Here is a 14,040-nt window from a genome sequence, read left to right on the forward strand (position 1 = left end):
ATAGGTAGAAAATAATTATGAGAAAGAAAAATGGCAAATATAAAACAAGCTGATGAAATTAATAAATTAAAAGAGAAACTTAGTAAGATAATTTTGGAGTACGACAATCTCAGATTGGTAGAGTGTGTCAATATTGAAAATTATTATATGGTAAATTTTGGATATATTGAATGTAAAATATATAAGTACTACATTGAATATTTAAAATTAAAAGAGAAATTAAAACTTATTCAATATTACATAAATCTTAAAATAAAATTTAATTTAGAGGAAATAGAAAATAGCATAGAAGAGGATTTTGCTGAATATAACAAAGAATTTGAAAAGAAGATTGATGATTTAAACAAAGCAATTGATTTTGTACAAGCTGATAAGTTAAGTGATGAAGACCAAAGTGAAATTAAAAAATTTTACTATAAAATAATAAAAAAATTACATCCAGATATAAATCCCAATGCAAGTGAAAAGGAAAAGGAACTTTTAGATTTTGCTATAAAGGCATATAAAAATGGAGATGTCGAAAAAATTAGATCTATATACTATTTAATAATTGAAAATAAGTATGATGATAATTATTTAATTGAAAATTTTGATGATACAAAAAATAAATTATTAAATATGATAAAAAATTTTGAAGATAAGATTTTTATAATTAAATCATCATATCCTTATACAATGAAAAAATACCTATATAATGAAAATTTGAAACAGGAAAAAATAATTGATTTGAATATAACATTAAAAAGATATAAAGATGTTGTAGACCAAATGAAAGATGAAATTTCCAATAGATTGGATGAAATGAATGAATAATCTTAAAAAAGTAAATGACAAAGAAATAGTAAAAATTCTACATAAAAATGTGGATATAGATCTTCCATTTTCACAAGATATTTTTTTGTTAAAAACAACTCTTGCAAAAACAACTGAAATTAAGAATATAGATGAAAAAATAAAAAATATTAAAATAGGTTCTAAGTTAAAAGTTTTCAAAAATAATAGTAAAAGATATCCAGATTCTATATCCATTTATTGGGACAAGTATGTTATTGGATATATTCCCAATCAGGATTCACAGATTCTTTCCAGACTCTTGCTTGGAGGGAAATTACTGTATGCAAAAGTAATAGGATTTGAAAAAATATCTTTATGGAATAGAATTGTAGTTGAAATTTATTTGAAGGATTAAAATGAATTGCATAGTCGATAAAAATTATAAAAATACAAAATATTATTTTTCAGATTTACAAATACCAGAATTAAAGAATACTAAATTTTTGTTTATATATACTTTTGAAGATTTTAATGAAAAATTTGCCAATAAATTTGCAAAAGAAATAGGAAAAACTAATATAGAAAGAATTTATATTGATGGAAGTCTTTCAGATAAATGGAAAAATATAATATTAAAATTTAATGAAAATTTAAAAAACAAAATTTATACCAATGATTCATTTATTCAGTTGACAAATGAATTAAACATGATCTGTTATTATAATCAAGATTTAGAAATTCTTGTATATGCCCACGAATTTTCTTTATTAGATATGATAATAAATTTAAACGATCTTATTTTTAAAGGAGCAAGAGGTATATGTCCACAAGATTGGAAACTAATAAAAAAAGGCTATGAGTTTAAATATCATAATAAAGATGCTATCGTTGTTATGACATGGAATAGGGTAATTGCTGGTTTTTTAGGTGAAGAAAAAGAATATTCTAATTATTATGATGCAAGTAGTGACCCAATATTTGATGGGAAATCACTTTATGATCTTCAATATGATACTTATTTGTTTTTATAATTAATAGTTAAATACAAATTTAAATTATGTAAAAATAAATTTTTGAATTTATTTTAATAAGTAAATATGAAAAAATATAAAAAAATATTTGACAATATTAAAAACGGGTTTTATAATATCCATAACAATAATTTATTTATAAAAATTCATGAAAAAAAGAGTAGGCTTGTGGAAAAGCACAGAGAGTTGGAGTTTGGTGAGATCCATCATTTGATATAAGTTCGAAAATCATTTTTCTTTTGCATGTCTGAATTATAGTAAGATATGTCGCCATGGTTGGCGTTATCAAAACCCGGCATTGTTTGATGCTTGAAGTGCTTATTTTTGTATAAGAATAAAGGTGGTAACGCGGAATTTTCGTCCTTTGTCTAATTTTTAGACAAGGGACTTTTTTAATGAATAAATATTGTAATAAATTTTTTGGAGGATAAAATGAAAAAATTATCAAAAAGTCAATTTTTACAAGTTAGTGTAATGCTATTTGGTCTGTTTTTTGGAGCTGGAAATTTAATTTTCCCTCCACTTTTAGGAAACCAAGCAGGATCTTTAACATTTATTTCTTTATTAGCATTTTGTGTTACTGCAATTATATTTCCAGTTTTAGGAGCAATAGTTGTTGGAAAAACCGAAGGATTAACAAATTTATCAAACAGAGTTTCTCCTTTATTTTCTGTAGTTTTTACTACAGCTATATATTTATCAATAGGACCTGGACTTGGAATACCAAGAGCTGGATCTGTTCCTTTTGAAATGGCAATAGCTCCATATATACCTCAAGAATTTAATATGAATCTTGCAAGATTTTTATATACTTTGGTATTTTTCTCTGTAGCCTTGTTTATATGTTTAAAACCAAATAAATTAGTAAAAAGAGTTGGAAAATATTTAACTCCAGCACTTTTAATGATGATAGTTTTTATGTTTTTGAAAGTTATAACAATGGATAAAAATATAGGAGCTCCTGTTGGAGAATATAAAAATACACCTTTAGTTAAGGGATTTTTAGAAGGATATAATACCATGGATGCAGTTGCTGCATTAAATTTTGGTTTTGTTATAGCCCAATCTATAAAAAGATTTGGAATAAAAGATAAAAATCAAGTTACAAATTATACAATAAAAGCGGGGCTTGTGGCAGGTAGTGTTTTATTTTTAGTATATGCAATGCTTGCAAGTATAGGAATGATAGGATCAGCAAAACTTGTTGGAGCAGAAAATGGAGCTGTAATATTAACCTATGCAGTTAAAAATGTATTTGGAAATTTCGGATTAGTTTTGCTTGCAGCAATATTTACACTTGCATGTCTTACAACTTGCATTTGATTAATAACAAGTGGTGGAGAATATTTTGAATCATTGTTTAATCATAAATTATCATACAGAAAATGGGTTTTAGTTTGGACTTTATTTTCATTTTTGATGGCAAACTTTGGACTAAATAAACTATTAGCATTTTCAGTTCCACTTTTAACAATAATATATCCAGTAGCCTTAGTTTTAATATTAATGGGAATAAGTCATGATTTTGTAAATTATTCAAAAGAATCTTATCTATTTACAGCAAGCTTATCAGTTTTCATACCATTAGTAGAAGTATTAAATAATTCATTTGGAACAAAATTATGGTTTGTTACAAATTTAGTAGAATCTTTGCCTTTATATAAAGAAGGACTTTCATGGTTATTGCCAAGTATATTTGTTTTAGTTATAACAACAGGAGTTTTTAAATTATTAGAAACATTTAAAGAAAATGAAAAAGTTAAAGAAAGATATTAAAATATAGTCGGGGAAACTCGACTATTTTTCATATAAATATAAAAGAAAATTTACTCGAAATTTATTTTATGATATAATTTTACTAAATTATCAAAACTTTAATACAACTTAGTGTTACTGTATTAAAATAAAGGAGAGAATATGTTAGAAAAAATTAGTAATTTTATTGGACCAATCAACAGCGTTCTTTATTATCCAATTTTAATAATTTTGCTTCTTGCAATTGGAATTTATTTTACGTTTAGAACTAAATTCTTGCAATTTAGATTATTAAAAGAGGCTATAAACGTTGTAATGGAAAAACCAGAAGAAGAAGGTTCTGTTTCATCTTTTCAAGCTTTGATGGTTTCTACGGCATCTAGGGTTGGTTCTGGAAATATTGTAGGAATTTCAACGGCGATTTGTCTTGGAGGATACGGAGCTGTTTTCTGGATGTGGATTGTTGCTTTAATTGGGGGAGCTAGTGCTTTTATAGAATCTACTCTTGCCCAAATTTATAAAAAAAGAGATGAAAATAATAAATCTTATGGTGGACCTGCTTATTATATTGAGCAAGGTTTAAAATCTAGAAAACTTGGAGTTGTTTTTGCTGTAAGTTTGATTTTAACTTATGCAATTGGTTTTAATATGCTTGCATCTTTTAACCTTCAAACATCTTTTATGACTTATGAATTTTATGATCCAAACAAAACACCTTTTATTATAGGATTAATTCTTGCTATTATTACAGGAATTTGTATTTTTGGAGGTGGAGATAGGATAATTAAATTCACATCAACTCTTGTTCCTTTTATGGGTATTATTTATATTCTAGTTGCTATCGTTATGATTGTTGTAAATATTTCATATTTACCAAGTGTTTTTTCAAATATTTTTGAAGATGCTTTCAATTTTAAGGCGATTTTTGCTGGTCTTGCATCATCTTCCATGATGTATGGAATAAAAAGAGGTCTTTATTCAAACGAAGCAGGTATTGGTTCTGCACCAAATGCAGCTGCAAGTGCTAATATTTCTCACCCAGTAAAACAAGGTCTTGTTCAAATGCTTTCTGTATTTATTGATACACTTTTGATTTGCTCGGCTACAGCTTTCATGTGTCTTTCTTCAGGAATTGAACCAAACGAAGCTTTAAGTGGGGCACCATATGTTCAAGAAAGTCTATCTACTTTATTGGGTGGGTTCGGAAATTATTTTATTTCTTTTTCTCTTGCCTTGTTTACTTTTACAACTTTAATTGGAAATTTATTTTATGTAGATAGTAATCTTTCTTATATAAACAAAAAAACTCCATCAAAAACTTTTATGATAATTTTTAGAATATTTGCAATTGTTGTAATAATGTTGGGTGCTATGAGTGAAGTTAAACTTGCTTGGGATGTTTCAGATTTATTAATGGGTCTTATGGCATTAATAAACTTGCCTTCAATATTAATATTGTCTAAAAAAGCAATAAATTGCCTAAAGGATTATGAAAAACAAAAATCTCAAGGAAAAAATCCAATATTTAAATCGAAAAATATTGGGATTAATGATAAACTCGATTATTGGAATTAATTTCAAAAAAATAAATAATTTTTAAACATTAGCTTATGAAAGATTGTTGCAATTTGACAAAACAACTTATTAATGGTAGTATTTGTATTGCAATTGAAAAGCTTGATAGAGGAGCGGAAAACATTAGTAAAATATTTTTTGTGGGAATTGGAAATATTTGAAAGGGTGATCCACCGAGGGATTTTAAGTTTGCCCAAAGCTTAAGGTTACCGGGACGATTGGAGAATATCTGTCGGACTGCCAATTTTTTGGTGAGCTGTCGTGGTTTATAATTATTATATATTTATATTTTATATTTAAGTCATGACATATGTCATGACTTTTTTTGCAAATTAAATCGAGAGGAGTTTTAAAATGAACGAGAAAAGAAAATTACCACAGCTTTTGGTAATTTCTTTAGTACCGATTATGGTTTCAATATTTATTGTATTAAGTGGTATTGAAACATATGCTAGTATTTGGGCTTTGCTTCCGCCAGTTGTTGCCATAGTAATGGCACTTATAACAAAGGAAGTTTATTCTTCACTTTTTTTGGGGATAATAATTGGAGCGATTTTAGGATCTAAAAAATCTTTGGCTATATTTTTAGACAATGTAGTAGTAAAAGGATTGACAGAATCAATTTCTCAAACTTCAGGAATTTTTATTTTCTTAATTGTTTTGGGAATATTGGTTGTTTTAATAAATCAATCAGGAGGATCCAAGGCTTTTGGAGATTGGGCTGATAAAAAAATAAAATCAAGAAAGGGCTCACAACTTGCAACATATTGCTTGTGTTTGATGCTTTTTATCGATGATTATTTTAATTGCTTAACTTCTGGTTCTGTTATGAAACCAATCACAGATTCTCACAAAATTTCTAGGGCAAAGCTTGCCTATCTTATTGATTCGACGGCAGCACCAATTTGTATGATTGCACCAATTTCATCATGGGCTGCGGCAGTTTCTGGTTATGCACAAGGAACTGGTCTTTCAGGAATAGAATTATTTATAAGAGCAATTCCTTATAATTTTTATTCGCTTTTAACTTTGTGTTTTGTTATATCTTTAATTTTGTTTGGGAATGATTATGGTCCAATGAAAGAATTTGAAGATAAGGCAATAAATGATGGTGATTTAGGACATAAGGTAGAAGCAAAAGTAAGTGCAGAAGATGGACATCCAGATGGAAAAGTTTTAGACTTAGTATTTCCGATTTTGAGTTTAATTATTATTTCTGTTTTATCTTTAGTTCATATAGGTGGATTTTTTGATAAATCTAGTGAATTTTATATGGATTTTGTAAATGCATTTGCAAATACTGATTCAACAATTGCCCTACCAATGGGAGCTATTATTGCTTTAATAATAACTATTATTTATTTTCTACTAAGGAAAGTAATAAGTTTTGAAAAATCAATGGATGCAATTCCAGAAGGATTTCAATCAATGGTTCCTGCAATTTTAATTTTAACCATGGCAACAAGTCTTAAAAATATTTCAAATGATTTACTAGGATCAACAAAATTTGTTGGAAATTTAATGGCGAATGCTGCAAGTGGTCTAAGTACATTTTTGCCAGCAGTAATTTTTGTTGTAGCAATTTTGTTGGCTTTTGCAACTGGTACAAGTTGGGGAACTTTTGGAATTTTAATTCCAATTGTAGCATCAATGTTTGATCCAACAGACCCAATATTTTTTATAGGAATTTCTGCTTGCCTTTCAGGTGCAGTTTGTGGAGATCATATTTCTCCAATATCAGATACAACTATAATGTCATCAGCTGGAGCGGGTTGCCTTCATGTTGATCATGTTAGAACCCAAATACCTTATGGAATAACAGTTGCGAGCATTGCAACAATTTCATTTATTATAGCAGGCTTTACCCATTCAGCTTTAATTTCTTTGGCTTTTGGAGTAGTAGCAATAATTATTTTTATGATAATTCTAAAAAATAAAAATAAATAGAAAATTTTAGATCTCTTACAAAATTTTACTTTAATAATTTGTAAGAGATCTTTTCAATTAAAAAAACATTTACAAGTTGTAAAATTCAAGTATAATTAATCATTACATTAATAAGGTATAAAAATAGACATTTTTAAGAAAGAGAGGATTTATGTTTTTATTAGATAACATAATTGGTATTGCTGATTTTTTGTGGAGCAATATTATTGGCTATGTTTTGTTGGGAGTTGGCCTGTATTATACAATCAGATTAGGTTTTCCACAAATTAGATATGCTAAAGAGATAAAAGATGTTTTGAAGAAAAATTTGAAAAGTGATGATAATGTTTCAGGATTTGGCGCCTTGGCAGCTGCCGTTGGTGGTCAAGTTGGAACTGGATCTTTAGTAGGAGTAGCATCAGCTCTTGTTGCTGGTGGACCAGGTGCAATTTTTTGGATGTGGGTTACTTCAATTTTAGGAATGGTAATTACTTTTGCAGAAACAGTTTTGGGTCAAGTATATAGGGTGAAATTATCTGATGGAACCTATAGGGGAGGTCCAGCATATTATATTAGAAATGGTTTAGGCAAAAAAGTTTTGGGAATTATTACTGCATTTTTGTACATAATAGGTGTTGGACTTTGTATAGCCTTTATGCAAACAAATTCTATCGCCAAGGGTTTTCAAGGGGTAATTGAATTTAATCCAATAATTGTTGGAGTAGTAGTTACAATTTTAGCTGGAATTATAACAATTGGTGGAGTAAAAAGACTTACTAAAGTTACAGGATTTTTGGTTCCAATTATGGCGGCATTTTATGTTCTCATTGTTTTTATAATTATAATAACAAATATTACAAAAATTCCTGCAGTTTTTGCTTTGATTTTTAAATCAGCTTTTAGCCCACAAGCAGCAGTCGGTGGAATAATTGGTCACAGTGTAATGGATGCTTTTAGAAATGGTGTTGCAAGAGGATTATTTTCAAATGATGCTGGTAATGGTATAGCAGGAATTATGCACTCATCAGCTGACGTTGATCACCCAGCTGAACAAGGATTTTTGGGAATGTTTGGAACATTTGTTACAACTTGTATAATTTGTACTCTTACAGCTCTTGCAATTTTATTAACTGGTGTTTTGGGAAATGGATCTGATGGAATTAATCTTGTTCAAGATGCCTTCTCATATGAAATTGGTTTAGTGGGAAGATGGGTTGTCGCACTAGCCATGGCATTTTTCGGATTTACAACTTTAATTGCTGATTTATTTTATGGTGAAGCAAATATAATCCATATTTTTAAAGATAAATATAAAATTCCACTTTGGATTTATAGACTTTTTGCAGCAATTATGTTTATAGTTTCTACAAAAATGTCTCTTGAAATTGTTTGGGGACTTATAGATGTATTTGTAGGAATTTTGGTATTTATTAATGTTATAACTCTGATATTTTTATACAAATCTGTAAAGACAGTTTTGGATGATTATGAAGACCAAAAACAAAAAGGGAAAAAACCTATTTGGAATAAGGAAGATAATGTTCTTTATTCAGATGAGGGTGAATATAAAAATTTTGAAATATAATTTAGTCCTAGTTTATCTAGGGCTCAGAGCATAGACAAAGTATGAATGTAGATAATAAAATAAAATTTAAGCTACGTACCATCTCGACTAAGTGAGTGAAACGAACGCACGGAGAGATCTCATGAGATTTCTCCGCTCGTTGCACTCGGTCGAAATGAGAAATGTTTCTATTTTGTCAACAGTCTGAGTCCTAGTTTATCTAGGGCTTTTTATTTGAGAAATTTTAAATTTATTTATTATTTTTATTTAACTATAATAAAAGTATAATAAGCTTAGAAATAATACATGGAGGTATTTATGAATAAGTTAGGTAGAAAAGTTGTTTTAATTGGAAGTGGATTTGTAGGCTCATCATATGCTTATGCTTTAGTAAATTCTGGTCTTGCTACTACTCTTTCAATTATTGATATTGAAAAAGATAAGGCTGTTGCAGATGTAAATGATTTAATGGATGCAAGTTGTAAAACAGAATCTCCAACTTTGGTTAAAGAAGGAGTTTATGAAGATTGCAAAGATGCTGATTTGGTAGTTTTGTGCTATGGCAATAGCCAAAAAAATCTTACAAATAGACTTGATGATATAAAAATTGCAACAAGGATGGTTCTTGATACAATTCCAAAAGTTATGGAAAATGGTTATGATGGAATAATTTTGCTTGCAACAAATCCGGTTGATGTTATTTCAAAAGTAGTACAAAAAGTTTCTGGTCTTCCACATAATAAAATTGTTGGAAGTGGAACTAATCTTGATACAGCAAGATTTATTCAATATTTGGCAAAAGAAGTAACTTGCAATCCAAAAGATGTCGAGGCCTATGTAATAGGAGAACATGGAAATTCATCTGTTGCTTTGTGGTCAAATGCAAGGATTAAGGGAATTTCTATTGATAAATTTTTAGATAATATTGAAGATGAAGATAAATTTAAAGAAGAAGTTTCTGAAAATATTAGGGACAAGGCTTTTCAAATTATAAAAGGAAAAGGTGCTACTCATTTTGGTATAGCAAATTGCTTGGTTGATTTTACAAGAGCAATTTTACTTGATGAAAAAAGAATTATTATGACTTCAGCTTATCTTGATGGAGAATATAATAATAAGGGTTTATACACAGGGGTTCCAGCAGTTATAGGGGCAAATGGATGTGAGAAAATTCTTGAAATGGAAATATCTGACAAAGAACAAGAAATGTTTGATAAATCATGTAAGGACCTTGAAGAAAATTATAAATTAGCTGAAGAGGTATTGGATGAATAAATTATATAAATAATTAGGGTAGGGTCACAATAATATTGTGATTCTATTTTTTTTGAAATTGAAGCTTTATTTTACTTAATTTATTTTTTCTACTATAATGGTAGATGTAAATTAATGATCTATGGGAGCTATGTGCTGAGAGGAAGTTCGACTTCGACCATCAAACCGGACAGGATAATGCCTGCAAGGGATGAAGCATATTTATTCTCCTATAAGTAATTTTAGGAGGTTTTTTTAATTTATGAAGTATAAGACACAAATGGAAGCTGCAAAACATGGTTTTGTAACTGAAGAGATGAAAATTGTTGCCAAAAAAGAAAATGTTAGTGAAGAGTTTCTTTTAGAAAAAATTGCAAAAGGTGAAATTGTAATTCCTAGAAACAAAAATCACAATTCTATTTCTCCAGAAGGAATAGGAACAGGATTAAAGACAAAAATTAATGTAAATTTAGGAATTTCAAAAGATTTAAATGACCTTGACCTTGAGATGCAAAAAGTTGATATGGCTCTTAAAATGGGTGCTGAATCTATTATGGATTTATCAAATTATGGTAAAACTCAAGAATTTAGAAAAAGATTAATTGAAAAATCTACAGCAATGATAGGAACAGTTCCTATGTATGATGCTGTTGGTTTTTTGGATAAGGGATTAAGTTTTATAAAGGCTCATGAATTTTTGGATGTAGTTAGAAATCACGCTGAAAACGGAGTTGATTTTGTTACAATTCACTGCGGAATTAACAGGGCTAATGCAGAAATTTTTATGAGAAATAGAAGGGTAAATGAAATTGTATCTCGTGGAGGATCACTTTTATTTGGTTGGATGAAAATGAATGATAGGGAAAATCCATTTTATGAATATTATGATGAACTTTTAGATATTTTAAGAGAATATGATGTTACCTTATCACTTGGAGATTCTTTAAGACCAGGTGGAATTCATGATGCAACAGATCCTGCTCAAATCGCAGAACTAATTACTCTTGGTGAGCTTACAAAAAGAGCATGGGAGAAAGATGTTCAAGTTATAATCGAAGGACCAGGACACGTTCCAATAAATGATATTGAAATGAATATGAAACTAGAAAAAAAATTGTGTCACAACGCACCATTTTATGTTTTAGGGCCTTTGGTTTGTGATATTGCTCCAGGATATGACCATATTACAAGTGCAATAGGAGGAGCGATTGCAGCAAGTCACGGGGCAGATTTTCTTTGTTATGTAACTCCAGCAGAACATTTGAAACTTCCAGATGTGAATGATGTAAAAGAAGGAATTGTTGCAGCAAAAATTGCAGCTCATGCAGGTGATATTGCAAAATTAAAAGATGCAAGAAAATGGGATCTTGAAATGAGTAAGAGAAGACAAAAACTTGATTGGGAAGGAATGTTTGAACTTGCAATAGATCCAGAAAAATGTAGACAATATAGAGCTTCTTCAAATCCAGAAGAAGAGGAAACATGCACCATGTGTGGGGCAATGTGTTCAGCTAGAAATATGAATTTAATTCTTGAAGGAAAAGATATAAAATTATAGAATTAAAAAAGTGCGAGTTGATTTTCGCACTTTTTTGTTTTACAATATTTTTTTAATTTCAGATAATTTTTTTACCTGGTAAGTGAAATTTTTATTTGAAATTTTTTTGTTTTCTTTATTAAAATAAATAGATTTAATTTTTGAATTTCTTGCGCCTAATATATCAGATTTTATGCTGTCTCCAATCATTATTAAATCATCGTTTGAATATTTTGTAATATCCATTATTTTTTTAAAAAATCTTTCATCTGGTTTTTCATAACCGATTTTATCTGATACAAAAATATCTTTAAAATATTTAGAAAGATTTGATTTTTTTATCCTATTAACCTGCATATCATAAAGGCCGTTACTAGCAGCATAAATTTGATATTTATTCGATAAGTAAGATAATAAATCTTCAATTCCATCTACCATTTCGACTTCATCATATAGAAATTCTACAAATAAATCATTAAAAATCTCTTTTTCAATATCAAGTTCAAAATATTTACTCATCATATTTGATCTATGGGTAAAAACTTCCTCAATATTAATCTCTCCCAATTTTTGCTTACTCCACAAAATGTCATTAACCTTATTAAAATATAAAAAATCTTTTTCTTTATAGGATAAATCTAGCTTTTTTAAAGTTTTTTTAAAGGCATTTTTAGAACATTTTTCAAAATCAAAAATTGTATCATCAATATCTATTAAAACTGCTTTAATCATTTTCACCTATTTCAAATACATACACCTCATAGCATTTAATACAGCTATTATAGTTACGCCGACATCAGCAAAAATTGCAGCCCACATTGATGTCAGTCCAAGGGCTCCAAGAATTAAAACTATGATTTTTACTCCAATTGAAAAATATATATTTTCTTTTACAATTCTTAGACATTTTTTTGAAATTTTTATGGCCATTGGAATTTTTCCTGGATCATCATCCATTAAAACAACATCAGCAGCCTCTATTGCTGCATCTGAGCCCATAGCTCCCATAGCGACTCCTATGTCAGCTCGAGTTAGGGCAGGGGCGTCATTTATTCCATCACCAACAAAGGCAATTTTTTTATTTTCATCATCTTTTTTATCTAAAATTTCTTCAAGAATTTTTACCTTATCTTGAGGGAGAAGTTCGCTATAAAATTCATCCAAAGATAAATTTTTTGCAACATTTTCTCCAACTTCTTTAGAATCCCCAGTAAGCATTATTGTCTTGCTTATATTATTTTTTTTCAAATCAGATATAGCTTTTTTAGAATTTTCTTTTATTGTGTCTGAAATTACGATATGACCTTGGTAATTGCCATTAATTGCTACATGAATTATAGTTCCAGTTTTTTCACAAGCTTTCCATTCTATATCATATTTATCCATTAATTTAGAATTTCCGACATATACCAAATCTCCATTTACTTTTGCACTTATTCCATAGCCTGAAATTTCTTTTATATCACGAATTTCACAATCATCTTTTTCGTTTGGATAGGCTTTTCTCAAAGAATCTGCAATAGGATGGGTCGAATATCTTTCAACGTGACTTGATATATGAAGAAGTTCTTCTTTAGATAATTTTTCTGGATGAACAGCTGTTACTTCAAAAGTTCCCTTTGTTAAGGTTCCAGTTTTATCAAAAATAATTTGGTCAACATTTGATAAAACTTCCATATAATTTGATCCCTTTACAAGAATTCCCTTTTTGCTTGCAGATCCAATTCCTGCAAAAAATGAAAGAGGAATTGAAATAACCAAAGCACATGGACAAGATATAATTAAAAATATCAAAGCCCTATAAATCCAAGATGAAAAATTTGGACTATTTCCCATTAAAAATGAAAATATTCCTGGCAAAAATGCTAAAGCAAGGGCGAGATATACAACTACTGGTGTATAAATTCTTGCAAATTTTGTGATAAAATCCTCAGATTTTGATTTTCTTTCTGATGCATCTTCAATTAATTCTAAAACTTTTGTAACGGTGGATTCTCCAAATTCTTTTGTAGTTTTAATTTTTAATAAACCATTTAAATTAATTGATCCTGAATATATTTCAGATCCTTCTCTTACATCCTTTGGAACTGACTCACCTGTCAAGGCTTTGGTATCAAGTGAAGATTGTCCATCAATTACAATACCATCCAAAGGAACTTTTTCTCCAGGCTTTATTACTATTGTTGATCCAATTTCAACATCGTCTGGATCTACTTCTTCTATATTTCCATTTTCATCTTCAATATTTGCAAAATCTGGAGCTATATCCATAAGATCTGCAATTGATTTTCTACTTTTTCCAACTGCATATGATTGAAAAAATTCTCCAATTTGGTAAAAAAGCATAACAGCAACAGCTTCCACGAAATCACCGCTTTTTGTATATAAAGCAAGAATTATAGCCCCAATTGTTGCAATAGACATCAATAAAGATTCATCAAAAGCCTGTTTATTTTTAATTCCATTAAAAGCCTCAAGTAAAACGTCATATCCAACCAAAAGATAGGAAATTAAATACATTATACTTGTAAAAACATTATTGAAATTTGTAAAATGTAGGATAATTAAGATTAAGGCTGATAAAATTATCCTAGATAAATTTTTTTTTTGATTTTTAGTCATAA

10 protein-coding genes, 1 pseudogene, 1 riboswitch and 1 other annotated feature are annotated in these 14,040 nt (G+C 28.8%); of the genes and pseudogenes, 9 read left to right on the forward strand and 2 right to left on the reverse strand.

All coding sequences use genetic code 11. The features are described 5' to 3' along the window. Positions 1-30: 30 nt before the first annotated feature. The 9 genes and pseudogenes from L6653_RS02230 to thiC all read left to right on the forward strand — a co-directional run bounded on the left by L6653_RS02230 (position 31) and on the right by thiC (position 11,437). Positions 31-813 carry a hypothetical protein gene (locus L6653_RS02230; protein WP_236785321.1) on the forward strand — a complete coding sequence of 261 codons (783 nt, stop codon included), beginning with the start codon at positions 31-33 and terminating at the stop codon, positions 811-813. Beyond that, complete coding sequence (locus L6653_RS02235) at positions 806-1,189, forward strand: HIRAN domain-containing protein (protein WP_236785322.1); 384 nt, start codon at positions 806-808, stop codon at positions 1,187-1,189. The genes L6653_RS02230 and L6653_RS02235 overlap by 8 nt, the downstream gene beginning before the upstream one ends. Before the next feature lies 1 nt (position 1,190). Beyond that, a complete protein-coding gene (locus L6653_RS02240) occupies positions 1,191-1,805 on the forward strand; it encodes a hypothetical protein (RefSeq protein WP_236785323.1) in 615 nt (204 codons plus the stop codon). A gap of 144 nt (positions 1,806-1,949) precedes the next feature. Then, positions 1,950-2,173: a binding site (T-box leader), on the forward strand. Between the two features lie 64 nt (positions 2,174-2,237). Beyond that, positions 2,238-3,581: pseudogene (gene brnQ, locus L6653_RS02245) on the forward strand (branched-chain amino acid transport system II carrier protein). A 141-nt stretch (positions 3,582-3,722) separates the two neighbouring features. After that, entirely contained in the window at positions 3,723-5,135 is a 1,413-nt protein-coding gene (locus L6653_RS02250; RefSeq protein WP_236785324.1) for an alanine/glycine:cation symporter family protein, read from the forward strand. Between the two features lie 98 nt (positions 5,136-5,233). Further along, positions 5,234-5,402: riboswitch (Lysine riboswitch) on the forward strand. A gap of 87 nt (positions 5,403-5,489) precedes the next feature. Next, positions 5,490-7,082 (forward strand): Na+/H+ antiporter NhaC family protein, encoded by a 1,593-nt coding sequence (locus L6653_RS02255; RefSeq protein WP_236785325.1) that lies wholly within the window; start codon positions 5,490-5,492, stop codon positions 7,080-7,082. Between the two features lie 151 nt (positions 7,083-7,233). Next, positions 7,234-8,646 (forward strand): alanine/glycine:cation symporter family protein, encoded by a 1,413-nt coding sequence (locus L6653_RS02260; protein WP_236785326.1) that lies wholly within the window; start codon positions 7,234-7,236, stop codon positions 8,644-8,646. Between the two features lie 297 nt (positions 8,647-8,943). Next, entirely contained in the window at positions 8,944-9,900 is a 957-nt protein-coding gene (locus L6653_RS02265; protein WP_236785327.1) for an L-lactate dehydrogenase, read from the forward strand. A 241-nt stretch (positions 9,901-10,141) separates the two neighbouring features. Continuing rightward, positions 10,142-11,437 (forward strand): phosphomethylpyrimidine synthase ThiC, encoded by a 1,296-nt coding sequence (gene thiC / locus L6653_RS02270; protein ID WP_236785328.1) that lies wholly within the window; start codon positions 10,142-10,144, stop codon positions 11,435-11,437. A 39-nt stretch (positions 11,438-11,476) separates the two neighbouring features. Here thiC and L6653_RS02275 read toward each other — a convergent pair whose 3' ends face one another. Beyond that, complete coding sequence (locus tag L6653_RS02275; protein ID WP_236785329.1) at positions 11,477-12,148, reverse strand: YjjG family noncanonical pyrimidine nucleotidase; 672 nt, start codon at positions 12,146-12,148, stop codon at positions 11,477-11,479. Between the two features lie 6 nt (positions 12,149-12,154). Further along, entirely contained in the window at positions 12,155-14,038 is a 1,884-nt protein-coding gene (locus tag L6653_RS02280; RefSeq protein WP_236785330.1) for a heavy metal translocating P-type ATPase, read from the reverse strand. Positions 14,039-14,040 lie beyond the last annotated feature (2 nt).

Source organism: Anaerococcus ihuae, assembly GCF_928368155.1.
In the GTDB taxonomy this organism is placed as follows: Bacteria; Bacillota; Clostridia; order Tissierellales; family Peptoniphilaceae; genus Anaerococcus; species Anaerococcus ihuae.